The sequence below is a fragment of the Granulicella sp. L60 genome, assembly GCF_009765825.1.
GTDB lineage: Bacteria > Acidobacteriota > Terriglobia > Terriglobales > Acidobacteriaceae > Edaphobacter.
In genome coordinates, this window is record NZ_LMUR01000011.1 from 146,630 (window position 1) to 171,496 (window position 24,867).

The 24,867-nt window shown below is 61.0% G+C and carries 17 protein-coding genes and 1 pseudogene; 10 read left to right on the top strand and 8 right to left on the bottom strand.

Features of this window, described 5'->3' with window-relative positions; all coding sequences use genetic code 11:
* Window positions 1–3 precede the first annotated feature (3 nt).
* Window positions 4–246: pseudogene (locus tag GSQ82_RS25625) on the top strand (BON domain-containing protein); the annotation flags it as partial.
* Between the two features lie 1,940 nt (window positions 247–2,186).
* Here GSQ82_RS25625 and GSQ82_RS06910 read toward each other — a convergent pair.
* Entirely contained in the window at window positions 2,187–4,676 is a 2,490-nt protein-coding gene (locus GSQ82_RS06910; protein WP_158791565.1) for an ABC transporter permease, read from the bottom strand.
* Window positions 4,677–5,050: 374 nt separating this feature from the next.
* On the opposite strand from GSQ82_RS06910, the gene GSQ82_RS06915 reads away from it, so the two are divergent.
* From GSQ82_RS06915 to GSQ82_RS06940, 6 genes are all read left to right on the top strand, one after another.
* Window positions 5,051–7,024 carry a peptidylprolyl isomerase gene (locus GSQ82_RS06915; RefSeq protein ID WP_158791566.1) on the top strand — a complete coding sequence of 658 codons (1,974 nt, stop codon included), beginning with the start codon at window positions 5,051–5,053 and terminating at the stop codon, window positions 7,022–7,024.
* Between the two features lie 249 nt (window positions 7,025–7,273).
* On the top strand, window positions 7,274–8,869 hold the full coding sequence (malQ, locus tag GSQ82_RS06920) for a 4-alpha-glucanotransferase (protein ID WP_158791567.1): 1,596 nt from the start codon (window positions 7,274–7,276) through the stop codon (window positions 8,867–8,869).
* A 38-nt stretch (window positions 8,870–8,907) separates the two neighbouring features.
* Window positions 8,908–9,093: a hypothetical protein gene (locus tag GSQ82_RS06925; RefSeq protein ID WP_158791568.1), complete on the top strand. Its 186-nt coding sequence runs from the start codon at window positions 8,908–8,910 to the stop codon at window positions 9,091–9,093.
* Window positions 9,090–9,689, top strand: coding sequence for a 3-hydroxyacyl-CoA dehydrogenase NAD-binding domain-containing protein (locus tag GSQ82_RS06930; protein ID WP_158791569.1), 600 nt, complete (start codon window positions 9,090–9,092; stop codon window positions 9,687–9,689). The genes GSQ82_RS06925 and GSQ82_RS06930 overlap by 4 nt, the downstream gene beginning before the upstream one ends.
* Before the next feature lie 119 nt (window positions 9,690–9,808).
* Window positions 9,809–11,065: an ABC transporter permease gene (locus GSQ82_RS06935; RefSeq protein ID WP_158791570.1), complete on the top strand. Its 1,257-nt coding sequence runs from the start codon at window positions 9,809–9,811 to the stop codon at window positions 11,063–11,065.
* Between the two features lie 5 nt (window positions 11,066–11,070).
* A complete protein-coding gene (locus GSQ82_RS06940; RefSeq protein ID WP_158791571.1) occupies window positions 11,071–12,315 on the top strand; it encodes an ABC transporter permease in 1,245 nt (414 codons plus the stop codon).
* 3 nt (window positions 12,316–12,318) lie between these two features.
* Here the strand turns inward: GSQ82_RS06940 and GSQ82_RS06945 are convergent, their stop codons facing one another.
* From GSQ82_RS06945 to lpxB, 4 genes are read right to left on the bottom strand one after another with little or no spacing between them, the layout of a single operon-like run.
* The gene (locus GSQ82_RS06945) at window positions 12,319–12,705 is read right to left on the bottom strand and encodes a type II toxin-antitoxin system VapC family toxin (protein WP_158791572.1); all 387 of its coding nucleotides are present in this window, start codon (window positions 12,703–12,705) and stop codon (window positions 12,319–12,321) included.
* Complete coding sequence (locus GSQ82_RS06950) at window positions 12,702–12,947, bottom strand: type II toxin-antitoxin system Phd/YefM family antitoxin (protein ID WP_158791573.1); 246 nt, start codon at window positions 12,945–12,947, stop codon at window positions 12,702–12,704. Before GSQ82_RS06950 ends, GSQ82_RS06945 begins: the two co-directional genes overlap by 4 nt.
* A 58-nt stretch (window positions 12,948–13,005) precedes the next feature.
* Window positions 13,006–14,994: a M1 family aminopeptidase gene (locus GSQ82_RS06955; RefSeq protein WP_158791574.1), complete on the bottom strand. Its 1,989-nt coding sequence runs from the start codon at window positions 14,992–14,994 to the stop codon at window positions 13,006–13,008.
* 45 nt (window positions 14,995–15,039) lie between these two features.
* Window positions 15,040–16,410, bottom strand: coding sequence for a lipid-A-disaccharide synthase (gene lpxB / locus GSQ82_RS06960; RefSeq protein ID WP_371417175.1), 1,371 nt, complete (start codon window positions 16,408–16,410; stop codon window positions 15,040–15,042).
* Here lpxB and GSQ82_RS06965 point away from each other — a divergent pair.
* Window positions 16,315–16,983 (top strand): YdeI/OmpD-associated family protein, encoded by a 669-nt coding sequence (locus GSQ82_RS06965; RefSeq protein ID WP_158791575.1) that lies wholly within the window; start codon window positions 16,315–16,317, stop codon window positions 16,981–16,983. The two genes, lpxB and GSQ82_RS06965, sit on opposite strands and share 96 nt — an antisense overlap.
* Window positions 16,984–17,502: 519 nt before the next feature.
* On the opposite strand, the gene GSQ82_RS06970 is transcribed toward GSQ82_RS06965, so the two are convergent.
* The gene (locus GSQ82_RS06970; RefSeq protein ID WP_158791576.1) at window positions 17,503–19,524 is read right to left on the bottom strand and encodes an ABC transporter ATP-binding protein; all 2,022 of its coding nucleotides are present in this window, start codon (window positions 19,522–19,524) and stop codon (window positions 17,503–17,505) included.
* A gap of 74 nt (window positions 19,525–19,598) precedes the next feature.
* Window positions 19,599–20,384: a thioredoxin family protein gene (locus GSQ82_RS06975; RefSeq protein ID WP_158791577.1), complete on the bottom strand. Its 786-nt coding sequence runs from the start codon at window positions 20,382–20,384 to the stop codon at window positions 19,599–19,601.
* A 100-nt stretch (window positions 20,385–20,484) separates the two neighbouring features.
* On the opposite strand from GSQ82_RS06975, the gene hemW reads away from it, so the two are divergent.
* Together hemW and GSQ82_RS06985 are read left to right on the top strand one after the other, a co-directional pair.
* On the top strand, window positions 20,485–21,726 hold the full coding sequence (gene hemW / locus GSQ82_RS06980) for a radical SAM family heme chaperone HemW (RefSeq protein WP_158791578.1): 1,242 nt from the start codon (window positions 20,485–20,487) through the stop codon (window positions 21,724–21,726).
* A gap of 61 nt (window positions 21,727–21,787) precedes the next feature.
* Window positions 21,788–22,819: a low specificity L-threonine aldolase gene (locus GSQ82_RS06985; protein WP_158791628.1), complete on the top strand. Its 1,032-nt coding sequence runs from the start codon at window positions 21,788–21,790 to the stop codon at window positions 22,817–22,819.
* Window positions 22,820–23,008: 189 nt separating this feature from the next.
* Here the strand turns inward: GSQ82_RS06985 and GSQ82_RS06990 are convergent, their stop codons facing one another.
* On the bottom strand, window positions 23,009–24,805 hold the full coding sequence (locus GSQ82_RS06990; RefSeq protein ID WP_158791579.1) for an ATP-binding protein: 1,797 nt from the start codon (window positions 24,803–24,805) through the stop codon (window positions 23,009–23,011).
* Window positions 24,806–24,867 lie beyond the last annotated feature (62 nt).

A 24,867-nucleotide genomic window follows, 5' to 3' on the forward strand; every position in this document is an offset into this window, starting at 1 on the left:
GGTATGGTGTCGGCGGATGGGGTCGGGTTTGCGCAGGCCAAGCCTGCGGCGATCCCGGATGCTCAGATTGAGGCGAGCGTCCTGAAGGCACTGGCTGGAGCGCCGCAGTTGGCGGATCAGTCGATTACTTCGACGACGGTCTTCGGTACGGTTACTTTGAATGGGACTGTTAAGGATGAAGCTTCGCGGGATCTTGCCGACAAGCTGGTTTCGACCACGGCCGGGGTGCAGAAGGTGGTCGATCAGTTGGTGATCGGTGCTCCTGCGGCGGCTGGCAACGGTCAGGATCAGAGTGATGCTGGAGCTACGAATCCTAATCTTCAGTCCGATGGGACGATTGCGCCGCCACAGGGTCAGGCTCAGCCGGGCCAGAGCAATGCGGATGGTACGAGCGCGGCTCAGAATCCTTCTGCTGCTACTGCTCCTTCTGCAGGCCAGTATCCTCCGGCGTATGGGGCACCGGCTCAGCAGGCGGGTCAGTATCCTCCGCCCTATGGTGGTGCTCAGAACGGTCAGTATCCTCAGCAGCAGGGTGGTCAATACCCGCAGCAGGGTCAGTATCCGCAGCAGCAGGGTGGACAGTATCCGCCGCCTTATGGGGCGGGTGGTCAGTATCCACAGCAGCAAGGGGGTCAGTATCCTCCTGCTTATCAGCAGCAGCCTTATCCTTCGCGGCCTTATGTGGCGCAGAAGGGTGGGGAAGCGGTTGTGGTTCCGGTTGGGGCTACTGTTCGGGTGCGGATCAATGAGCGTTTGGACAGCAAGACTACGCCAGTCGGAACGGTGTTTAGCGGCGTCGTGTTGAGCGATGTCGTTGCGGGTGGTTCGATTGCGATTCCTCGTGGTGCAGCGATTCAAGGTACGGTGGTCGAGTCGCATAAGGCTGGCGACTTCAAGGGTAAGGGCGAGTTGAAGCTGCAGCTTACTCAGCTTCAGCTTGGCGGAAGAAATTATCCGATTGCCACCGACTTCTGGTGGCACCAGGGTGCGGATAAGACGGCGAACACGGTTGGCAACACGGTCGGCCTTGGCGCGGTTGGCGCTTTGATCGGCGCTGTTGCGGGCGGCGGTGTTGGCGCTGCGGTTGGTGCTGGTGTTGGCGGCGTCGCTGGGCTGGGCGTCTCCGCGGCTAGTGGCAAGGGCGATGCGGTGCTGCCGCCGGAGGCGATTGTGTCGTTCCATCTGACGCAGCCTACGGATATTACGACGGTGTCGCAGGCTGAGTTGAACCGGCTTGGCGCGGGTGTTCCTCCAAGCTCGCAGCCGCAGATGATGCGCCGCTATCCTCCTCCTCCGCCTCCTTATTACGTTCCGGCCTACTAAGCTTCTCGCAGTTAGCTCCCGATGCGAGATCAGAACGCCCGTTGGACTTCACTGTCAGCGGGCGTTTTCTTGTGGACCAGAGGTGGTAGTTCGATGGTGAGATTCGTCTCCTAATCGGCACCAGGTATTGGCTTTACTGCGTGGTTTGTCTCCCGGGTCTATGGGTACCCCACCCCCTGGGGGGTACCCCTTGCTAAGTTGCTTATTTGCATATATTTGCAAATTTAGCTCCTTGTAAAATATTCATTCGAGATGGGTTACGGGTAAAAATTTGTTTCTAAAGGAGATAAGGCCCGGCTTGTGCGCCGGGCCTTTCTCTTTTGTCTCTAGTTCTATTCTAGCGGGTTGAGGGTAACTAATACGTCACGCGAATCTCCGCGATTGGCGCTGGTTTTCGTTGCTTGGGGGCTTGACAGGGTTTTGCGGCGTTGGGGAGAAGAGGCAACGGCAAAGGCAATATTTAGTCGCTTCGGCTTCGCGTTTCGCTCCGGCCTTCGGCAGAGTGGAGTGGGCTTGGGGGTGGGGTTTTAGACGCGAGGCTGAAGCCTCGCTCTATCTCAAGTGCAAGAGCAACAGCAGATCCCTGCGGGATGACAAACAAAGGGACAGGCAAAAAGGACAAACAAGAAGGACAAAGCAAAAAGGCAAAGCAGAAGGACAAACGATAGGGCGAAACAAAGGGATAAGACAAAGGCGCGAGTGCATGTGTTGGAGAAGTTGGTCGGCAATATGATGATTCCGACCAACGAGAGGACTTGTGCGGCAGGCGCGGGCGTGACAGGTATACACGTCACGAAGTGACCTCGCGCCGAGCAGGCGGCTCGTCCGGCAGGACATGATCTTCTCTATCTTCTCGATCAGCTCTAGTCGGTGCGGAGGGCCTGGGTGAGGTCTACGGAAGCGGCTCGGCGGGCTGGCAGCAGGGAGGCGGCGAGGGCGAGGAGCAGGAGGGCGACTGCGGAGAGGGTGAGGACGAGGGGATCGACGGCGCTGACTCCGAAGAGGAAGGAGCTGAGCAGGTGCGAGGCGGCCATGGCTCCGGCCAGCCCGATGACGCAGCCGATGATGGCGAGCTTTGCGCCGGAGAGCATGACGATTCCTACGATGCCGGAGCGCTGCGAGCCGAGCGCCATGCGGATGGCCATCTCCTGCACGCGGAGCGCGACCGAGAAGGCGATGATGCTGTAGATACCGAGGACGGCGAGCAGGACGGCGATGAAGGCGAAGGCGGAGATGATGGCGGTGTTGAAGCGGCGGGGGGCTTCGGTGTCGGAGATGGCGTGCTCCATCGTCTGGACCTGGTAGAGCGGGAGCTGGGGGTCGATGCCGTGGACGGTGGCGCGGAGGGCGTTTTCCATCTGTTCGGGAGGCATGGAGGTGCGGAGTGCAAGGTAGACGGCGTTGCCGTTGACTTCGTTGGGGGCGGCGAGCGTTCCTTCCATGTCTCCCCGCTGTGCGACAGGGCCGTAGAACTGCTGCTTCATGGGTTTATCGGGTGAGCCTTCCTGAACGTTGGCTACTTCGCCGACGACGATGGCCCATGGGGTCTGCATCGTTGGACCGCCGATGCGGAGGCGCTTGCCAATGGGGTTTTGACCGGGCCAGGACTGGCGGGCCAGCTCTTGATTGACGATGACGACGAGCTGCGCGCCCTTTTTGTCGTCTTCGGTGAAGAGGCGTCCCTGTATGAGGGGAATGCCCATGGCGCGGAAGTATTCACCTTCTACAAGGACGGTGGTGGCGAGATCGAAGGTCTTGTCTTTGGGCTGGACGTAGCCTTCTGGAACGAATCCGGAGTTGATGGTGTTGTCTGTGCCGGGCATGAACGAGGTGAGACCGATGCTTTTGACGCCGGGGAGGGCCTGGAGGCGACGGCGCAGCTCGAGGTTGAAGGCGTCGACCGCAGTCTGGTTGGCGTATTGCTTCTGCGGGAGGCTGTAGCTGGCGACGAGGGTGTGGTCGGGCCGGTAGCCGAGATCGACCTGGCGCATCTTTTCGAAGCTGCGGAGGAGCAGGCCGGAGGCGGCGAGTAGGACGAGGGCGACGGCGATCTCTGTGATGACGAGAGCGGAGCGGAGGCGGGCGTGACCGCTGCCGGAGGTGCCGGTGCGGCCTCCTTCTTTGAGGGTGTCGTTGACGCTGGTGCGGATGGCGGCGAAGGCGGGAGCGAGGCCGCAGAGGATGCCGGTGATGACGGCGAGGCCGAGGGCGAAGGCGACGACCTTCCCGTTGAGGCTGATCTCGCTGATACGTGGGAGGGTTTCGGGGAGGAGACGGACGCCGATGCGCATGGCGACGGCGGCGAAGAGGAGGCCGACGACGCCTCCGGCTATGCTGAGGACGAGGCTTTCGAGGATGGCCTGCCAGAGGAGGGCGGAGGCGGTGGCGCCGAGGGCGAGGCGGACGGCGATCTCGCGGCGGCGGCGGATGGAGCGGACGAGGAGGAGGCCGGCGAGGTTGGCGCAGGCGATGAGGAGGACGACGGTGACGGCGAGGAAGAGGGTGCGGATGAGGGGACGAGCCTGCTGGATGGTGTCCTCGTCGAGACGGCGGACGATGGTGTGGAGGTTGAGGCCAGCCATGTAGGCGGGGTAACCGCGCATGATCTGTTTGGCTACGGTGTCGGTGTCGGCTACGGCCTGGGTGGGGGTGACGCCGGGTTTGAGCCTGCCGACCATGTTGTAGTTCCAGGAGCCGACGCCGCTGGCGATCTCTTCGGGCTTGAGGCTCATGGGGACCCAGAGCTCGCTGCGGTTGAGATGGCCGGGGAGGAGCGGGTACTCGAAGTTGCGGGGCATGACGCCGATGACGACGTAGGGGTTGCGATCGAGGATGATCTTTCTGCCGAGGATGTTGGGGTCGGCGTGGAAGCGGCTCTGCCAGGTAGCGTAGCTGAGGACGGCTACGGGCTGGTGCTGATCGTCCTCCTGCTGGGTGAAGACGCGGCCGAGGAGAGGCTGGACGGCGAGGGCGGGGAAGACGCCGCCGGTGAGCCGGGCGCCGCTGATGGTGGCGGGGTCGCCGACGCCGGAGAGCTCGTAGCTGGTGTTCTGGACGCCGCCGAGGCTGGAGAAGCTGTGGGTGCCGCGGATGTAGTTGCCGATGTCGGGTGCGGTGGTGCCGTCTTCGCCGCTGCCGTCGAAGTCGGTTCCGGGGAGGATGTCGGAGAGGACGACGAGGCGGCTGGGGTCGGGGAATGGCAGGGGTCGGAGGAGGACGGCTTCGACGATGGAGAAGATGGCAGTGGTGGCGCCGATGCCGAGGGCGAGCATGAGGATGGCGGTGGCGGAGAATCCGGGGGACTTCGAAAGATGACGAACGGCGATCTTGAGGTCGCGGAGAGGCGTGGGCATTCGGGGTCCTCGTGCTGGCTGCTGCAATCTGATTTAAGGTACTCGGCTGGGATGTTGCACGTGGGGTGCCATTGGGGTGGGGGCGAAGTTTGTTTGGGTTGAGAGAGTTAGGGGTGGGGGAGTGGTTGGGGATGGGGGTGGGGTGTCCATATGCGGAGTTAGATGTCCGGTGGTGGACACGGTGGAAGGCGAGGGGGTTGGCGGGTCGGAGGGCGAAAGGTGAATTCCGGGCTGCGCTGATTTATACTTGTCGCTTGCCCTGCAACCAGCGTGGCGCGAGTTGATAAGCCCCCGCATGGTCACGCAAAATCCCGGGCACGCCACTATTCCCAAGAGGGGAACGGTGAGGCGCGAAGTGAAGGTTTTAGTCGAGCATGATTCGTATTCTGCAGCAGGACAACCGCTACACGAAGATTATCTTCGCCGTCATTATTGGATTTGCCGTAGTCACGATGGTGATTACGCTGGTTCCGGGAATCTTCGACAACGCGACGACCGGGGATTCGACGGTGTTCGCAACGGTCCGCGAGCCGGGGATTCTGGGTAGGGTGAGCGAGAGCACGCCGATCAAGGCGGCTGAGGTGAATCAGCTTGCGTCGCGTCAGTTGCAGCAGCAGCATCTGCCGGACTTCCTGCTGCCGTATATGTCGCAGCGGGCGGGACAGATTCTGGTGCAGCGGGCGATTCTGAAGCACGAGGCCGACCGGATGAATCTGCAGGTGAGCGATGAGGATCTTCGCCGCGAGCTGCAGACGGGGCCGTTCTCGCAGTATCTGTTTCCGAATGGGACGTATATCGGCGACGACGCTTATATGAACTTCGTGCAGAACGCCTTTCAGACGACGCGTGGGGACTTCGAGTCGCAGGTGAAGAGCGACATGGAGCTGAATCGCCTGCAGGCGCTGATCACGGGCGGAGTTTCGGTCTCGGATAATGCAGTGCGTCAGGCTTACATGGTCGATGGGACGAAGGTGAAGTTCGACTATGCGGTGATCTCTTCGGACGATCTGCGGAAGACGATCAATCCGTCGGATGCGGAGCTGCAGGGCTTCTTCAAGACGAATGCGACGCGCTATGCGGCGGCGATTCCTGAGACGCGGAAGATTGAGTATGTGGCGTTTGACGCGTCGAATCTGCCGGGCGGCAAGCCACAGATCTCGGATGCGGATGTGCAGGCTTACTACAATGCGCATCAGGATCAGTACCAGGTGAAGGACCAGGTGAAGGTGCGGCACATTCTGATCGCGGTTCCGGCGGGTTCGGACGCGAAGACGGATGCGGCGGCGAAGGCGAAGGCTGCGGATATTCTGAAGCAGATCAAAGGCGGCGGGGACTTTGCGGATCTGGCAAAGAAGAACTCGGATGACCCGGGAAGCAAGGATCAGGGCGGCGAGCTGGGCTGGCTGGATCGCGGCAAGACGGTGCCTGAGTTCGATAAGGCGGCCTTTACGCTGCCGACGGGACAGACCTCGGATCTGATCAAGACGCAGTTCGGATACCACATTCTGCAGGTCGAGGATAAGAAGACTGCGCACCTGCGTCCGGTGGCTGAGGTGAAGCCGGAGATTGTGCCGGTTCTGGAGCAGCAGCGTGTGGGCGCAGCGGAGCAGACGTTTGCTTCGACGCTTGCGTCGGATGCGAAGAAGAACGGTCTGGACAAGGCAGCCGCTGCGAAGGGATTGCACGCGGTGACGACGGACTATGTTGGTAAGGACGGCGTGATTCCCGGGCTGGCGGATGCTTCGGGTCTGCTGACCCAGGCGTTCACGGTGGTGAAGGGCGCGGACCCGGCTTCGGTTTCGACCGGAGATGGATTTGCCGTGTTCCAGGTGCAGGATGTGAAGGCGGCGCATGCGCCTGACTTTGCTGACTACAAGAGCCACATTCTCGAGGACTATCGCGAACAGCAATTGCCGGGCTTGTTGAGCGCGCAGTTGAACAAGCTGGACGACCGCGCCAAGGTGCTGAACGATCTGAAGAAGGCTGCGGCGGAGATGAACGTTCCGCTGAAGTCGAGCGATCTGGTGGGCAAGGATGGCCAGGTGCCGGATCTGGGCGCGATGAGCGGACCGGGTTCGGTTGCGTTCTCGCTGGCGAAGGGTGCGATCTCGGGGCCGATCAATGTTGGCCGGGCTGGGGTTGTGCTTTCGGTGACGGATAAGCAGGAGCCGACTGCGGAGGATATGGCGAAGAACTTCAATGCGACGCGGGAGAAGCTGCTGGGCGAACAGCGCGAGGAGATCTTCCGGGTGTATATCGGCGACCTGACGCAGAAGTACGAGAAGGGCGGGGCTGTGCGGTACTCGAAGAAACCGGCTGCTCCGGGTGCTTCGCCGTTTGGGAACTAACTGGGTCAACTGGCTGGTCAACTAAACGGCCGAAGGCTCGCTGAATCGAAGTAAGCAAAGATGCCCTGGGGGATGCGATCCTCCGGGGCATTTTTGTTTTTCTTGTCTTGTTCTTTCAAGGGGATTGCTTCGGGAACCGTAAGTGACACCTCGACGGACGCAGTCCCTGTAGCGGTGAGCGGGTATTATGCATCCAAGGTGCATGGTGTTGCACGTGCATGATTACGCGTGTTGCATGAGGGAGAGCGGATGAGTGGGGAAGTGGGCAATCAGGAGCGGCTGTCGGGGATTTTGTTGCACGTCACCTCTTTACCCTCGTACGGCGGCGTGGGGGACTTCGGCCCGGCGGCTTATGAGTTTGTAGATTTTCTTGCAGCGGCGAAGCAGAGGATGTGGCAGGTGCTTCCGTTGAACCCTACGGGGTATGGAAGCTCGCCTTACTCGGCGCTGTCTGCGTTTGCGGGCAATCCGCTTTTGATCAGCCTTGAGTTCCTGGTGCGGGACGGCTGGATTGCGGGGGATCGGATCGCCGGGCTGCCGGGGCACGATGGGCCTGCGGACTTTGGGGCGGCGAATCGGCTGAAGATACCGTTGATTGAGGAGGCTGCTGCAAACTTTCTCGATCGTGCGCCGGAGGATGCGCGGGCAAAGTTTCAGGAGTTCTGCCACTACAACTTGTCGTGGCTTCCGGACTATGCGATGTTCAGCGTGCTGCGGCGCGTGTATGACTATGCGAGCTGGCACGAGTGGCCGGAGGCTCAGGCTCGGCGCAGAGACGATGCGCTGGCTGAGGTGCTGAGTAAGTATGGAAGAGAGCTCGCCATCGAACAGGTGGTGCAGTTCTTCTTTAATGAGCAGTGGTGCGCGCTGCGCGGTTTCTGTGGAGAGCGCAAGGTTCGCATCATGGGCGATGTGGCGATCTTTGTGAGCTATGACAGCGCGGACGTGTGGACGCATCCGGAGATGTTTGAGCTGGATGAGGATCTGAAGCCGCTGCGGGTGTCGGGTGTGCCTCCGGATTATTTTTCCGAGACGGGCCAGCGGTGGGGTAATCCACTGTACAAGTGGGGATTGTTGAAGGAACGCGGCTTCGACTGGTGGGTGGCGCGCATTCGGCGGTCGCTGACGCTGTATGACGTGATTCGATTGGACCACTTCCGCGGCTTCGAGGCCTACTGGTCGATTCCGGCGTCGGAGGAGACGGCGATGAATGGGCAGTGGGTGAAGGCGCCGGGGCATGAGCTGTTCGATCGGCTGAAGGAGGTCTTCGGGACGCTGCCGTTTGTGGCGGAGGATCTGGGGTTGATTACGCTGGAGGTAGATGAGCTGCGTGAGCACTTCGAGATGCCGGGCATGCGGATACTGCAGTTTGGTTTCAGCGACCGAGGATCGCACCTGTATCTTCCTCACCGATTTGTGCCGAACACGGTGGCATATACGGGGACGCATGACAACAATACGACGCTGGGTTGGTGGCGTGAGGATGTGAGCGAGGCGGAGCGCAGGAACGTTCAGACGTATCTGCAGCGGATTGACCATGATGAGGATATTGTCTGGACGATGATTCGGTGTGCGGCGCGGTCGGTGGCGAACCTGTGCGTGTTTCCGATGCAGGATGTACTGCATTTGGGGAGCGAGGCGCGGATGAATACGCCGTCGGCTGGAGCGGGGAACTGGACGTGGCGCTACGGGCTGCATGCGGCGCATCCTGACTTTGCGGCGCAGCTGGCGGCGCTGATGGAGATGACTGACCGCGACGGCTACCAGAAGCCGAAGGAGGGTGAGGACGCGGGCAAACCTGTGGAAGAGGCGTCCCACCGGGCAGAGCTGGGCACAACCGTTTAGACTAGACGGAGTACTTTCAATCTTTAGGAGCACTACGAATGCCTCTCTCTGGCGAAGCTATCCGCACCATGAACTACGTTGACGACATCTCGGTTACGCTGCGCCGCATTCTTGCGGTTCTGCCGTCGCTGACAGAGGAGGAGCGCCAGCGCGTGTCCGACCATATCAAGGCGGCTGAGCCAAGCTATGAGTCGGTGATCTCGGCTGTCGCGGCGAAGAAGTGAGTGGGGCGGCTGACATTCAGCCGTCTTTCAACATATCTACAATTGCGGTGATTGGGGCTGGGGTGGCTGGCCGCAGCTTTGCGCTGGCGTGTGCGGCGGCGGGTTTTCACGTGGTGCTCGAGGACGTGATGCCGGCGAATCTGCGGCGCGCGCAGGAAGATTACGCGGACCTGAGTGTAGGCGTTGCTGCGGGGCGGCTCGATCTGGCGCTGACGGTGGAAGATGCGGTGCGCGGGGCGGATGTGGCGGTGGACTTTGTGCCGGATGAGCTGGAGTCGAAGTTGGAGATCTTCAGCATGGTGGACCGCATGGCGCCGCCGAAGACGATTCTGTGTACGCCGAGCTATGCGCTGAGCATTACGGATCTTGCTTCGTGCGTGTATCGCCCGGAGCGATGCGTGGCGGTGCGGGGCGAGTTGCTGCGTGGGGGCGCGGTGGTGGCTCCGGTGGTGCGGCTGCTGTATCCGGTGGCTGCGGCGGAGGGGACGCTGGTTGCGATGGAGGGGTTTCTGGGCAGGCTGGGGCTGGATGCGCGGCGGGAGGCTGACCCGGATGTGCCGGCGCTGGTGAAGAATGCGGCTCGGGTGTTGGGGTAGGTTGCGGCGGTTCTGTTTGGTGCGGAAGTTTTATTACTGAGCGATTAAACGATGGGCAGGGAACTGTTGGGTGGCTTTCTGCGTAGACCACTGCGGAGAGGTTTCGTCCAACTACTGCCATGCGCGCTCTGTATACAATCTTCGCTCAGGTATTCCAGTCAATCGGCGCGAATAAGCTGCGATCGTTTCTGACGATGTTCGGGATCGCGTGGGGCGTGGCTTCGCTGCTTCTGCTGATCGGGCTTGGCGAGGGGTTTCGGTCGGGGCAGCGTCGTGGGCTGGCTGATCTTGGGACCGACGTGATTATGTTGTGGGGCGGGAATGTTCCGGTGCTGCCGGAGCAGCATATTGGGATGCGCCCTTATAAGCTGACGCTCAGCGATGCCGCGGCGATTCGAACGCAGGCGAGACATGTGCGCAATGTGACGTCGCTGCTGAGCCGGAACGATATCAAGCAGGTCAGCGAGTTTTCGAGTGCGGGTGGGCAGGTGGACGGTGTCGAGAAGAACTATACCGAGATCCGCAATCTGCCTATCGTACAGGGGCGTTTTCTCGACGAGGCTGACGTCGAGCAGCGTCGGCAGGTGGTGGTGCTTGGTCAGAAGATGGAGGGGTTGCTGTTTCCGGGGCATCCTTCGCTGGGTGCGTACGTCACGTTGAACGGCTATCGGTTTCAGGTGATCGGCGTGGCGGCGAAGATCGGTCATGGAAATAATGACGGCGATAACCAGAGGATCTATATTCCGCTGTCGACGATGATGGAGTTGTTTCCGATTACGGGGGAGAATGTTCCGCAGGACGCGGTTACGTTGATTCAGTACCAGCCTACGATCCCGGAGTTGAATGAGACGGCGAAGGCTGAGGTGCATCGTGTGATCGCGGAGCGGCATGGGTTCAGTCCGGCGGCCAAAGAGGCGTTTGAAGAGTGGGACACGATCAAGTCGAACCGGATGGTGGGGCTGATCTTTACGGCGATGGATGTGTTTCTGGGCGGGGTGGGGATCGTTACGCTGGCGCTGGGTGCGGTGGGCATCATCAACATCATGCTGGTGACGGTGACGGAGCGGACACGGGAGATCGGTCTGCGCAAGGCGCTGGGGGCGACGAATCGAAGCATCCTGTTTCAGTTTTTTCTTGAGGGCCTGACGCTTACGGGGTTGAGCGGTTTGATCGGGATTGCGGGTGCGGCGGCGCTGATGGCTGCGCTGGGGTCGGCGGTGGGGAATAACGATATGGGCTTCGATCCTCCGCGGCTGGTGCCGTGGTCGGCGGCGATGGCACTGGTGACGCTCACGCTCTGCGGGATTGTCGCGGGGATCTATCCGGCGCGGCAGGCCGCCATGCTGCAGCCTGTAGAAGCGTTGCGGAAGGAGTAGAGACCATGTGGAGAGATATCTTCGGCCAGGCGATTGAGGCGATGCGTCACAATGGACGGCGCACGGCGATTACGGTGATCGGCATGGCGTGGGGGATCGCGACGGTGGTGCTTCTGCTGGCGTATGGGGCGGGATTTGGGCAGGCGTTCGAGAATATCTTCGCGCAGTTTGGTACGAATATGATCGGGGTGTTTCCGGGGCGGACGAGCGAGCAGGCGGGTGGCTCGAAGGCGGGCGTGCAGGTGCGACTGACGATGGATGATGTGGAGCGGATTCAGGAGACGGTGCCTGGGATTCTGCGCGTGTCGCCGAATGTGGATAAGACGGTGCCGGTGCAGAACGATCTGCATAGTTATACGTGGGACGTCGATGGGGTGACGCCGGAGCTGCAGTCGATCTTGAAGATGGAGGTGAGCGAGGGAAGGCTTCTGACGGATGCGGATCTGCAGACGCGCGCGCATGTGGTGGTGATCGGATCGGAGGCGAAGACGAAGCTGTACTCGGGACAGTATCCGATTGGGCAGAGGATTCGTTTGAATGGCGTGGGCTTCGAAGTGGTTGGGGTGCTGGCGCCGAAGATGCAGGAGGGTGGCGAGGACAACGACATCAACCGCGGGGTGCATGTGCCGTTCACGACGATGAGCGACATCAAGGACACGAAGTACCTCGACGGCATCTGGATGGACTACAAGGGGGAGCCTAAGGTGGTGGAGAGCGCGCTGCGGAAGACGCTGGCGGCGGCGCATGGATATCGGGCGTCGGATCAGCGCGCGGTGTTTGTTGCGAACATTATGGAGCAGCTGGCGCAGTTTCGCATTATCTCGCTTGGGCTGCAGGTTCTTCTGTTGTTTATCGGTGCGCTGACGCTTGGGATCGCGGGCATCGGGCTGATGAACATTATGCTGGTGAGCGTGCAGCAGAGGACGAAGGAGATCGGCGTGGAGAAGGCGCTGGGGGCGCGGAAGCGGCATATCCTGCTGCAGTTTCTGGCGGAGGCGCTGGTGATTTCGGGAGTTGGGGGCGTGGGCGGGATCGCGCTGGCCTATGCGGTGGCGAAGGGGGTTGGGCGCATCACGTTTTACAGTGCGCTGGCTTCGCATGCGGAGAATGGGGATATTCAGCTACTGATCTCGGCGAATACTGTTCTGGTGGCGACGGTGATTCTTGTGATCGTAGGGACGATCAGCGGGATGATTCCGGCGATGAAAGCTGCGAACATGGACCCGATTGAGGCGCTGAGGTACGAGTAGGTGCTAGACCTTGCGGATGGGGCCGGGGTAGCGACTCACTATGGGATCGACTGTCAGCAGGGTGATTCCTTCAACTGTGGCTTGAGCGATCAAAAGGCGGTCGAAGGGGTCTTTGTGGATCGGCGGTAAGGTGTCGATTGCTACTGCGTGATCGCTCGATATCGGCAGCTCGGAGTAGCCATTGTCGAGTAGTCCGCGACGCATGATGCGGGCATCGATACTGAAGTTTTCTTTTCCCAATCCCTGTTTGATGGCAAGTTCCCAGATACTGGCGGCACTAAAAAATAGCTGATTGTCTGGGTCTTCGATAAGAGCGCGGGTCTTTGGAGAGAGCCGCTTTGATGTGGATATGGCCCATACAAGAAGGTGCGTATCGAGAAGCAACTTCATTTTTGGCCATAAAACAGTTGCTCGACCTCTTCTTCGAACATCCGGTCAAAGTCGTCCGGCACTGAAAACTGTCCCTTCATGAAGTCCAGCCGCTGTATTTTTTTACCCACGGGCGTATCGAGGGCGATGACCCTAACCATCGGTTTACCTGCCTTGGCAATGATGAAGGACTCACCTTGTGCGGCGTCTTCGACGAGTTTCGATAGATGAGTCTTGGCTTCGTGGATGTTGATCGTTTTCATGGGAGTACTCAGTGAACTAAGTTCAGTTAGTTTAGTCTATCTCCAGTCAAGATGCTACTTAGTTTTCGGTGTTCTCGCGTTTGTAGGGTTTTTGCATGAGGGCGCGGGCTTCGTTGACGGCGCCCTGGGTGTTGTCGTTGGTCTGGACGGCGAGGCGGTACTCGTTGACGGCGCGGTCGCGCTGACCGGTGACGTCGAAGATTCGACCTAGCTCGATGTGACTCCAGACTTCGACCCACTTGGGGTCGCCGTCGCCGCGGAGGGCGTCGCGGAAGGAGTTTGCGGCGGACTGGTAGTTGCGCTGCATGAAGAAGATCTCGCCGATGCGGTAGGAGGCGAGCGAGCTGTTCTTGTTGGAGTCGAGGGCCTTCTGGTATTCGATGAGTGCGCCGGTGAGGTCTCCCTGTGCGACGAGCTGCTGGCCGCGCAGGACGGCGACGCGAACGGCGAGGTCGGGCGTGCTTTTGAGCAGCCAGTTTTCGGGGTCGATGCTGATGCGGCGGGGGCGGCCGAAGGTTTCGATGGAGTACTGGGAGTCGGTTCCGGAGACGTCGACGCGGCGGATCTCGGTCTTGCCGTCGGTCTCGATACGGAGCTCGACGGGCATGCGGAAGAGGTCGAGGTCCTGGGTGATGGCGCCGACGGTGCGGAAGCCCTTATTGTCGCCGAGGCGGAAGACGGTGTACTTGTCTGCGAAGGCGGGTGCGCCGGTGCCGTCGAGCCACTGGGCGAAGAAGGCCTGGAGCTCGAGGGTTGAGACGCTTTGGGCGAGGGTCTCGACGTTCGAGCTGCGGATGGACTTGTCAGCGTACTGGGTGAGGAGGGCGCGCAGGAATTTGACGAAGACGTCGTCGCCCATCTCCCAGCGGAGCATGTGGAAGACCATGGCTCCCTTTTCGAGGGTCATGGATTGGAACTGTGGGGAGAAGGGATCGAGGCGGCCGATGGTGGTGAGGGGTTCGGTGTCGTAGGCGAGCGCGCCGGCGGAGATGTCGGTGACGGCGGTCTGGAAGGCGTTCTTGCCGGCGGAGTCTTCGAGGTACATCAACTCGGCGTAGCGGGACATGCCGTTGGTGATCCAGGCGTCGTTGAGGGTGGCGGGCGAGACCTGGCTGCCCCACCACTGGTGGGCGATGGTGTTGGAGAGGAGGCGCTGCTCGTTGCGGGCGGCGATACGGCCTCCGGCGATGGCGGCGATCTCGGGTGCCCAGGCGGCGGAGACGGCGTCGTCGGGGAGTTCGACGAGGTTCATGTGGGTGGATTCGGGCTGGCCGAAGGTACCTGACATATAGAGGTACTCGCGTTCGGCGGTGCGGGCGAAGTCCTGCGCGAACTCTTTGTGTTTTTCGGTGACGTAGACGCGCATATTTCCGGCGACGATGGGGTCGATGAACTTGCCGGCGATGATGGTGCCGGGGAAGCCGGGTTTGGCCCACTTGAAGGTGTACTCGGTGCGGTTGCCGGGTAGGCTCTTCTGGGCGGCGACGCCGCTTCCGCTGCCGATGACGCGCTCGTCGGAGGGGACGCGGACGCGGATCTCGGCGGTGAAGCGGTCGGTGAAGAGGCCGGTCATGGGGAACCAGCGGCCGGGATAGAGCAGGATGCTGATGGGGTCTTCGATGGCGGCCATCTTGATACCTTCGACGGGGCTGGTGTCGGAGCCTTTGAGCGCGCCGGAGTACTCGAAGTGCCAGGTGGTGCTGGAGCCTTTTGCGAGCGGTGTGGCGAGGTTGAAGCGGACGGTGCTGTTGTTGGTGAGGCGCTCGGACTCCAGCAGCTGGTTTTTGGCGTCGGTGGCTTTGGTGATCTGGAGGCCGTTGTTCAGTTCGAAGGTGGGGGTGGTGAGGTCTTCGAGCGCGGTGAAGGTCACGTCGGCGGTAGCGGTGAGGCGGTTGACGGCGGGGTCGAGGTCGGCGCTGATGACGTAGGCGGTAATCTGCATCTGCGGCCTGACGGGGGCGGCCCAGATGGCCGTGGTGGCCGCGGTGAGCAGGTATATCGGGAGCAGCTTTGCTGCCGGGTTTCGAAGATTAAATAGAGCGCGCATGCAGGCTAAAGTTCCTCAGACCATCATGGTACAGCTATCGACCTATTAGACGCTGCGTGCGGAGTTTGGGCCACGAGGCTGACGGTTCTGTGCCAAAAGCTCTTCGACGGCATCGCAAACCCGGCGGATGGAGCTGGATTCGTCGGTTGGGCGGAGGATGCGGCCGACGTCGGCGAGATCGGCGATCATCTGGCTGCGCTGGGGGGTGTCTGAGAGGAGAGGATCGAGGGCGGCGAGGATATTTTCGGCGGTGAAACGGCTTTGGAGGAGTTCGGGGACGATGCGGCGACCGGCGATGAGGTTGACCATGGCGATGGGGAGATTGCCGTCGGCGTCGGTCTGGGCAGGGACTTCGGCGGGGTATTCGATGAGGCGTTTTGCCATGTGGAAGGTGAGCGGGGAGACGCGGTAGACGACGACGAAGGGGTTACCGATGACGGCGGCCTGGACGGTTGCGGTGCCGCTGGCGACGATGCCGGCGCGGGCGTGGTGGAGGGCTTCGCGGGCGTCTGGGACGAGGTGGAGGTTGGGCGACGGAGGTGCGTTGTTGCGTGTGGTTTGGGAGTGCATCCAGTCGTTGTCCAGGGTGGAGGCTACGGCGAGGAGGAACTCGTATTTGTGATCGGCGTTGAGACGGGAGGCGGTCTCTAGGAGGACGGGGAGATTGGCGTCGACCTCTTTGCGGCGGCTTCCGGGCAGGAGGGCGATCCATTGTTTGGCGGGGTCGAGATTATTTTGGGCGGCGTAGTTTTCGCGGGTGATGGCTGGTTTGGGAAGTTCGGCGAGGGGATGGCCGACGAAGGCTGCATTGACGCCGCGGGCGCGGTAGAAGTCTTCTTCGAAGGGAAAGATGACCATCATGCGGTCGACGCGCTGCTGCACCCAGCGCAGGCGGGAGCGCTTCCAGGCCCAGAGCTGCGGGCTGACGAAGTAGAGGACGGGGATGCCGAGTTTTTTTAGTTCGCGGGCGAGGCGGAAGTTGACGTCGGGGAAGTCGATGAGGACGGCGATGTCGGGGCGGCGCTCTTTGATGGAGGCGACGAGGTGTCTGTACTGGCCGTAGATGTAGGGCATGTGACGGACGACTTCGGTGATGCCCATGTGGGCGACGTCTTCGGCGCGGACGATGCGCTGGAGACCGGCGGCTTCCATCTCGCGGCCGCCGAGGCCGAAGAAATCTGTACCGGGAAGTGAGGTGCGGAGGGCGGTGATGATCTGGGCGCCGTAGTGGTCTCCACTGGCTTCGCCGGCGGAGAGAAAGATGCGCGGGTTGGATCGGGCGTCGATAGACTTAGTGTAGATTTTTCTCGAGGTTGGTGCATGGCTGCGAGTGCGGTGAAGCGTTTTCGTGCAGTGCTGGAGCCGGCGAGCAATGGGCTGGGGTGGGTGATCGCTCGTCTGCCGTTCGATATACAAAAGGCGTGGAAGCAGAAGGTGCGGCTGCGGGTGAAGGTGGAGGTTGGAGGCGAGGTGTTTCGGACTTCGCTGTTTCCTGACGCGGTGCGCGATGGGTACTTTGTGCTGGTGAACAAGAAGATGCAGCAGGCGGCTGGAGCGAAGGTGGGGGCGATGGTGGACTTTGCGATTGAGCCTGATCTGGAGGAGCGCGAGGCGGAGCTGCCGGTCGAGTTTGAACGGCTGCTGAAGCGGGAGAAGGCGCTGGCGAGGTGGTTTGGGGAGCAGAGCGATTCGCTGCAGCGCGAGGTGGGTAAGTGGCTGAACGGGGTGAAGGGGGAGGAGGCTCGACAGCGGCGGGTGGAGCAGATGGCGGAACGACTGCTGCTGACGATGGAAGGGGAGAAGGTGACTCCGCCGGTGATTGAGGCGGCGTTTCGCAGGGTGCCTGCGGCGCGTCGGGGGTGGGAGGCGATGACGGTGACGCAGAGGCGCGGGCATCTGATGGGGGTGTTTTATTACCAGAGCCCGGAGGCTCGGGAGCGGCGAGTGGAGAAGATGGTGGAGGAGGCGTTGCGGGTGGCGAAGGGCTAGGTGTGTCTGATTGCTTTTTGGATGCTGGCAGAGTAGAGGAAGGCATACCCCAGGGGCTAAAGCCCCGTTTCGTGGCGGGGGGCGGGGAGGCCCGAGGCTAAAGCCTTGGGGTACCTCAGAAGCAAAAGCTTTGGGGTACCTCATCAGAAGCAGGCCGAGGGGTAGGTCGTATCAACCTATAGAACGATGCGGAAGTGGTCTGGATGTGGTGCGAGATGAGGAGAGAGTATTGGCACGTCGAGTCAATGGCAGGTCCTTCGACTGCGCCTCTCGCGATGAAACTGCGAGAGGCTTCGCTCAGGATGACGATTTCTCTATTAATCCATCAATTACGCTCAGGATGACACGTTCTCTATCCATCCATCACTTACGCTCAGGCTATATGTCGATATTGCCTAGAGAACTGGGTTACCTCAGACGCAAAAGCCTTTGCACTATATCCAGGAGCGAGAGCCTTGGGTATGTCGAAGCGAGAACTTTGAGAGCCCAGAAACGTGAGGGGCAGATTCTTCAGGCTGGTTAGTCGGCGGTGAGGGGTTCGAGGGGGAGGGAGGCGGCTGCGTCTGCGCCAGTGCCGAGTTCCTGGTCGCGGTACTGGAGTTGGTAGAGCTTCCAGTAGAGGCCGCGGAGGTTGAGCAGTTGCTGGTGGGTGCCGCGTTCGCGTAGCTGGCCTTTGTGCATGACGAGGATGGTGTCGGCGCGCTGGATGGTGGAGAGACGATGCGCGATCAGGATGGAGGTGCGTCCGGTGATCATGCGGGTGAGTGCGAGGCGGACACGGAGCTCGGTCTCGGTGTCGACCGAGGAGGTGGCCTCGTCGAGGATGAGGATGCCGGGATCGTGGGCGAGGGCGCGGGCGAAGCTGATGAGCTGCTTCTGTCCGGTGGAGAGGGTGGCTCCGCGTTCGCGCACGGGTTCGGCAAACTTCAAAGGGAGGGTGCGGATGAAGTCGCCGACGTTGACCTCGTCGGCTGCGCGCTCGAGGCGTTCGTCGGTGATCCACTTGGAGCCGAGGCGGATGTTGTCGGCGATGGTGCCGGCGAATAAGAAGGGGTCCTGAAGGACGACGCCGAAGCGCTTTCGGAGTGCAGTCATGTTCTGTTCACGCACGTCGACGCCATCGACTAGGATGCTGCCGCGCTGGATGTCGTAGAAGCGCATCATGAGGCTGGTGATGGTGGTTTTGCCGGCGCCGGTGTGGCCGACGATGGCGGCGGTCTCGTCGGGGTCGATGATGAAGCTTACGCCGCTGAGGATCCATTCGATGTCCGCGTAGCCGCGCAGCTCGTCGTCGGTGGCGGAGGCGACGCGTGCGGCCTGAGCTTCGTCGAGGGTCTGGTAGGTGAACCAGACATTGAGGAATTCGACGCGGCCTGAGGCGTCGCCGGGGATGGGATGAGCGGGGGAGACGATCTCGGGTTCGGTGTCGAGGAGGCGGAAGACGCGTTCGCTGGCTGCCATGGCTGCCTGCAGGATGTTGTACTTTTCGCTGAGGTCCTGAATGGGGCGGAAGAATCGCTGCGCGTACTGGATGAAGGCGATGAGGACGCCGAGGGTGACGGTGCCGAAGAAGGAGTGAAGGAGCGCTGCGCCGTGTTGCTGGTTGCGCAAGACAGCCCAGCCACCGCGCCAGATGACGAGTGCGATGGCGATGGAGCTGAGGAACTCCACGATGGGGTAGTAGAGGGCGTAGGCGAAGATGGCGTCGGTCCAGGCCTGCTTGTTCTCGGCATTCACGGCGGAGTAGTCGTCGAAGGCGCGTTTTTCGCGGTTGAAGAGTTGGACGACGGACATGCCGGAGACGTACTCCTGCGTGAAGGTGTTGATGCGTGCGGTGGCTCCGCGCTGGCGACGATAGCTGTCGCGGACGTGGCGGCGGAAGATCTTGGTGACGTAGAGAATGATTGGGATGACGGCGATGGTGAGCAGGGCGAGGGGCCAGCTCATGCGCAGCATGATGATGACGATGAAGCTGAGGACGAAGACGTCTTCGAAGATGGCGAGGACGCCGGAGGTGAACATCTCGTTGAGGGCATCGACGTCTGAGGTGACGCGGGTGACGAGTTTGCCGACGGGGTTGCGATCGAAGAAGGCAGGCTGCATGCGCTGCAGGTGACGGAAGATCTGGCTGCGCAGGTCGAACATGATCTTCTGGCCGGTCCACTGCATCATGTAGGTTTGCAGGAACTCCAGCACGTAGGTGAAGAGGAGCGCGCCGAGGTAGAGGAGGCCGATCTGGGTGATGCCGGTCATGGGGCGCGGGCTGAGATGACGGGCGAGCCAGGAGAACTTGCGCGGGGTGTCGTCGGTCATGTAGGTGTCGACGGCGACCTTGACGAGGTAAGGGCCCATGACGTCGCTTCCGGCTTTGAAGAGAATGGCGAGGGCGGAGAGTGCGGTTTGCAGTTTATACGGACGCAGATAGGTGAGGAGCCTGCGCATGAGACGGCCGTCGTAGGCTTTGCCGAGGACCTCGTCGTCCTGCGCAGGTTTCTTCGCGGGCTCTTCCCCGGGGGGCTTCGGTTTTTTATCGTCTGCCATGTGCTGTCTATATTCTAGATGCTACAGGCGGGCGTAAGACTCCGTTTGAAGGTGCGTTGAATTGATGCTAGCGGCTAAGGGGTGATGTTTGTAGCGACTGCGCCGAGCACTGCGCCTGGTCCGCTCTGTTGAACGAAGGCGACAAGGCGCATCTGGAAGAGGTTTGCGTTTGCCGGGGCGCTGAGGTTGAACGAGAGGTTGCCGGTGGAGAGATCCTTGAGGCTGCCGACGCGCTGGAGGGTGCGGACTACGCCTGCATGGTGGAGGGTGCGGCCGCCGTTCTCGCCGCCGCGCACCTCGGTGGTGTCGGTGGGATCGACGAGGGCGACGTAGAGGTCGCCGCGGATTTTGTCCGATGGAATGGGGCTGGCGGATGAGAGCGAGGATGAGACTCGTCTGCCAGCGACGGTGGGACGCGAGAGTACAAGATGGAGCTTGGGCGTCTGGCGGGCGTGCTGGATTGAGGTTTGGGCATGGGAGGCGTCGTTGCCTACGAACTGGTCGGTGCCGTCGACGACCATCTGGGGTGTGTAGATGGAGTCGATATTTAATCGCTGGCCGTACTCTTTCTGCCGCTGGGTGAACTGCGGGGAAGAGAAGCGGTCGTGCCAGCCCTCGCCGTCCCAGTAGTCGACGTGTTCGCCTAGGACGATGATGTCGGCGCCGTCGATGGGCTGGGCGGCGAGCTTGCCCAGAAGGGCATCGGCTGGCGGGCAGCTGGAGCAGCCTTCGGAGGTGAAGAGCTCCACGAGTACGGGGGTGCGTTGAGGAGTGGGTGTTTGGGCGTCGGCTACGGGCGAGAGTGAGACGCACATTGCCAAGACTGCAAGAGATGAGGCGTGGGGGCGAAGTGCGAACATCAGAGTAACCTCTGTTGATTTGGATACAACCTGGGGTGATCGGTTACACGCGAAGGGAAGAATCTTCGTGAAAGAATAGGGATGAGGCGCATTGATCCGCATGAGCGATGCTGTGGGCATCTACATCTCGATTCCGTTCTGCAAGGCGAAGTGTACGTTCTGCAACTTCGCTTCGGGAGCGTTCGGTGCGGAACGGATGCCGCGTTATGTCGATCGGCTCTGCGAGGAGATGCGTGCGGTGCGAGCTGGTGCTGATAGGATTTCCGCATCGCTTGGCGGTTCGGTGGATACGGTTTACTTCGGCGGTGGTACGCCTAGCTTGTTGTCGGCGACGCAGTTCCGGCAGATCTTCGATGCGCTGCGCGGGGAGTTTGATGTGGCGCGTGATGCGGAGATCACGCTTGAGTGTGCTCCGGGTCAGCTTGGGGATGAGACGCTTGATGAGCTGCAGCGGCAGGGAATGAACCGGATCAGCTTTGGTGTGCAGTCGTTTGTGGATCGCGAGAGCGCTGCGGTTGGCAGGCTGCATACGCGGGAGCAGTGCGAGGCAGAGATTGCGCGTGTTCGCAGGGCGGGGGTTGGCGAGATCAATCTTGACTTGATTGCCGGGCTGCCGCACCAGACGGAAGAGAGCTGGAAGTTTTCGGTGGATCAGGCTATTGCGAGCGAAGTGCCGCATGTGAGCGTTTATTTGCTTGAGGTGGATGAGGACTCGCGACTGGGGCGAGAGATGTTGGAGCAGGGAACGCGCTATGGGGCTGCGGCGGTGCCGTCGGAGGACGATGCGGCGGGATGGTATGAGCAGGCTTGTTTGACGCTTGATGATGCTGGGGTGGGGCAGTATGAGATCTCGAACTTTGCGAGGAGTGGACATCGCTCGCGGCATAACCTGAAGTATTGGACTCGTCAGCCTTACCTGGGTTTTGGCGTGGATGCGCACTCGATGTTGTTGACGGCGGAGGGTGCTGCGCGTTTTGCGAATACGGACGATCTGGAGACATATCTTGGTGTTGTTGTGGAGGGAGGGCCGCTGCGATTGTTTGATTCGTCGCAGGGGGTGTCTTCTTCCTCTTCTTTTTGCTCGGATGTCGATCACATCGGAGCGGAGGCGGCGTTTGAGGAGTCGCTTTTTCTTGGCCTTCGGCTGAATGAGGGCGTCGATCTCGATCGGGTTCGGGATCAGTTTGGTGATGCGATGCTTCGTGCGGCGATGCCTGCTCTGCTCGAAGTTCAGGATGCGGGGCTGCTTGAGCTTTACTCTGATCGTATGCGTCTGACGACGCGGGGCCGGCTGGTGTCGAATGAGGTATTTAGTCGATTGCTTATCCCCTCTGCTGCATAAAATCTTCAACCATAACTTTAACCATTTGTCGGGATTTAACTCAGGAGAAAACTGAACCATGATGATCGATCTGCGCAGCGACACCGTTACCCGTCCTACACCAGCCATGCGCGAGGCAATGGCTTCCGCCGAGGTCGGCGACGATGTTTACAGTGAAGACCCGACGATCAATAAGCTGGAGCGGGATGCTGCGGAGGTGTTCGGACGCGAGGCGGCGATCTTTGTTCCTACGGGGACGATGGGCAATCAGATCGCTATTCGTCTGCATACGCAGCATGGCCGGGAGGTAATTTGTGAGGCGCGCTCGCATGTGCTGGATTGGGAGATGGCGATGATGGCGGCCTTCTCCGGTTGCCAGGCGCGTACGGTTGCGGCGGAGCGGGGCATTCTGACGTGGGGACATATTCAGCCGGCGATTGGAGCGAAGATCTACTATCGTGCGCAGACTGCGCTGATCTCGCTGGAAAATACGCACAACATGGCTGGCGGTACGGTGACGCCTCTGCCTGTGTTTGAAGAGATCTGGGCGGGAGCACGCGAGGCTGGACTGCCTGTGCATCTGGATGGGGCTCGTGTTTTTAATGCGGCTACTGCGCTTGGGATCAGCGTGCAGAAGTTGACCAGTGGTTTCGACACGGTGATGTTCTGTCTGTCGAAGGGGCTTGGCGCGCCGGTGGGTTCGATGCTGGTGGGAAGTAAGAAGGCGATTGAGCAGGCGCGCATACATCGTAAGGCTTTGGGCGGTGGGATGCGTCAGGCGGGCATTCTGGCGGCTGCGGGGTTGATTGCGCTGCATGAGATGCCGAAGCGTCTTGGCGACGATCATGCTAATGCGCGACTGCTGGCGGCTGCGGTGGCGGCGGAGCCTAAGGTGGCTGAGATCGATCTTGAAGGGGTGCAGACCAATATTGTTATCTTCACTCTTCGTGAGGGCGGCGATGCTCCGGCTTTCGTTGCGGGGTTGAAGCAGAGGGGCGTGCTGGCGAGCGCCATCAGTCCGAAGACGGTGCGATTTGTGACGCACTATGACGTGGATCGTGCGATGTGCGAGCAGGCGGCTACGATCATCTCCGAACAGCTTAGGGCTCTGTAACCGTTTCTTGTTGGTGTAGAGCAAGAACAACAGCAAGTGCAAGGGCAAAGACACAATACGGGGGTTCTTCGCTACGCTCAGAATGACGACCTTCTAAATTAGTTGGGCTAAATTAGTTGATTCGTCGCTCTATAGCAATAGCGAAACGGCTCTAGCGATTCTGCAGGGTAGAACGCGGGTGGAGACTGTTTAGTCGCCGCCTGCGTTGATCTTCGGGTCCGTGGCCAGGAATACGCTGACCACGGTGCCGTGGCCCTCCGCGCTGGTGTCGCTGGTAAGCGTGATGGTGCCGCCGTGTTTGTTGATGATGCCGCGACTGACCCACAGGCCGAGGCCGGTGCCGTGCTCGCCCTTGGTGGTGAAGAAGGGCTGGAAGAGGTGAGGCTGCACGTCGTCGGGGATGCCGGGGCCGTTGTCTGCGATCCGGACCATCGCGCCGGTCTGCATCTTGTGTCCGGTGGCATCGAACTCGGATGCGTTGGGATAGAGGCTGATCTTGATCTCGCCGCCCTTGCCGGCTGCCTCTGCGGCGTTGGTGATGAGGTTGGTGAAGACCTGCCGCAGCTCTGCGGGGAAGGCGGCTACGTGGACGGCGTCGGTCATGTAGGTGTCTACGTTTACGCCGGTGTCGCTGAGCCTGCGTTCCATTAGAAGAAGGATCTCATGGAGTATCTCTTTCAGTTCGACGTCTACAGGGGCTTTGGACTCGCGATAGAGGCCGAGCATGGCGCGGCTGATCTGGGTGACGCGCGCAAGCTCCTGCTCGGCCATATCCATGAAACGGCCGGACTCTTCGACGGTGGCTCCATTGCGCATGAGGTAGAGGAGGTTGGAGACTGAGTCGAGGGGATTGTGAATCTCGTGGGCGATGGTGGCGGCGAGGCGGCCGGCGACGGCGAGCTTCTCGTTCGCGATGAGCGCCTCCTGGGTCTTGCGCTCCATGGTGATGTCGCGGAAGACGAGTACGATGCCGGTGGTCTCGCCTCTCTTGTCGCGAATGGGCGCGCCGCTGTCGGCAATGTCGAGTTCGCTTCCGTCTCTTCGGATGAGGACGGTGTGGTTGGCCATGGGGACGATCCGGTTCAGCCGTTTGACTTTGGCGACGGGGGTCTCTATCGGCTCGTGGGTCTTGCCATCGACGATGTGGAAGATGTCTTCGAGCGGGCGTCCGGCGGCGTCTTCCTGGCTCCAGCCTGTCATCTCCCTGGCGATGGGATTCATGATCTGGACTTGGCCTTCGGCGTCGCAGGTGACGACGCCGTCGCCGATGGAGTCGAGTGTGGTGCGAAGCTGCTGTTCGGATTGGAAGAGATCTTCGGCGCGTCTGCCCAGCCGGTCGAGGGTGGTGCGGTAGGCGTCTGAGACGGCGTGCAGGCGGCTGCGGGTGAAGAGGCCGATGAGAAGACCCATCCCCAGCGCGAGCAGGAGCAGGAAGACGAGCATGGTGTGGACCTGACGATGCCAGAGCGCGATGCGGCGGGTGCGGCTGGCCTCGGCGTCGCGGATGATGTCGTTGAGGTCGGTCCGTACCTCGTCCATCAGTTCCTTGCCGTGCATGTTGAGATCGACGTCGCTGGTCTGGCCGCCGGCACGCACGGTGGACACCAGAGGAAGGGCGAAGGCATCCTGCCAGGTCTGGTGTTCGTTACGGAGGTCGATGAGGGAGCGCTTCTCTTCGGCGTCAGCGCCGGCGAGGCCGTTCAGGCGTTGGACCTCCATATCCGCGTGGGACTGAGCGTCCAGAAAGGGCTGGAGGAAGCGGCTGTCGGTGGTGGCTTCGTAGCCCCTGAGGCCGGACTCCTCTTCAGCGACGAGTTTGGAGATCAGGGTGGCCTGCGAGATGCGTGCGTCTGATTCCTGGATGAGGTTGACGGTGGCGTTTGCGCCGCGAATCTGGAGGTAGAGCGCTCCGGCGACCACCAGAAGGGCGATCACGGGGAGAAGAAAGACCTGGCGCAATACGTTGTTGAACTGGCTCAGATTCACAGGCTGATTGTCTCGCGTCTTGTCTTGTCTCTTGTTTCGGATCTTGTTTTGGATCGAGGTAT

What these genes read in the sequence shown, in the direction of transcription:
- GSQ82_RS06940 (WP_158791571.1), top strand. Translation starts at nt 11,071, where the DNA reads ATGTGGAGAGATATCTTCGGCCAGGCGATTGAGGCGATGCGTCACAAT.
- GSQ82_RS06955 (WP_158791574.1), bottom strand. Translation starts at nt 14,994, where the DNA reads ATGCGCGCTCTATTTAATCTTCGAAACCCGGCAGCAAAGCTGCTCCCG.
- malQ (WP_158791567.1), top strand. Translation starts at nt 7,274, where the DNA reads ATGAGTGGGGAAGTGGGCAATCAGGAGCGGCTGTCGGGGATTTTGTTG.
- GSQ82_RS06975 (WP_158791577.1), bottom strand. Translation starts at nt 20,384, where the DNA reads ATGTTCGCACTTCGCCCCCACGCCTCATCTCTTGCAGTCTTGGCAATG.
- GSQ82_RS06915 (WP_158791566.1), top strand. Translation starts at nt 5,051, where the DNA reads ATGATTCGTATTCTGCAGCAGGACAACCGCTACACGAAGATTATCTTC.
- GSQ82_RS06925 (WP_158791568.1), top strand. Translation starts at nt 8,908, where the DNA reads ATGCCTCTCTCTGGCGAAGCTATCCGCACCATGAACTACGTTGACGAC.
- GSQ82_RS06945 (WP_158791572.1), bottom strand. Translation starts at nt 12,705, where the DNA reads ATGAAGTTGCTTCTCGATACGCACCTTCTTGTATGGGCCATATCCACA.
- GSQ82_RS06910 (WP_158791565.1), bottom strand. Translation starts at nt 4,676, where the DNA reads ATGCCCACGCCTCTCCGCGACCTCAAGATCGCCGTTCGTCATCTTTCG.
- GSQ82_RS06965 (WP_158791575.1), top strand. Translation starts at nt 16,315, where the DNA reads ATGGCTGCGAGTGCGGTGAAGCGTTTTCGTGCAGTGCTGGAGCCGGCG.
- GSQ82_RS06985 (WP_158791628.1), top strand. Translation starts at nt 21,788, where the DNA reads ATGATCGATCTGCGCAGCGACACCGTTACCCGTCCTACACCAGCCATG.
- GSQ82_RS06950 (WP_158791573.1), bottom strand. Translation starts at nt 12,947, where the DNA reads ATGAAAACGATCAACATCCACGAAGCCAAGACTCATCTATCGAAACTC.
- GSQ82_RS06935 (WP_158791570.1), top strand. Translation starts at nt 9,809, where the DNA reads ATGCGCGCTCTGTATACAATCTTCGCTCAGGTATTCCAGTCAATCGGC.
- hemW (WP_158791578.1), top strand. Translation starts at nt 20,485, where the DNA reads ATGAGCGATGCTGTGGGCATCTACATCTCGATTCCGTTCTGCAAGGCG.
- GSQ82_RS06970 (WP_158791576.1), bottom strand. Translation starts at nt 19,524, where the DNA reads ATGGCAGACGATAAAAAACCGAAGCCCCCCGGGGAAGAGCCCGCGAAG.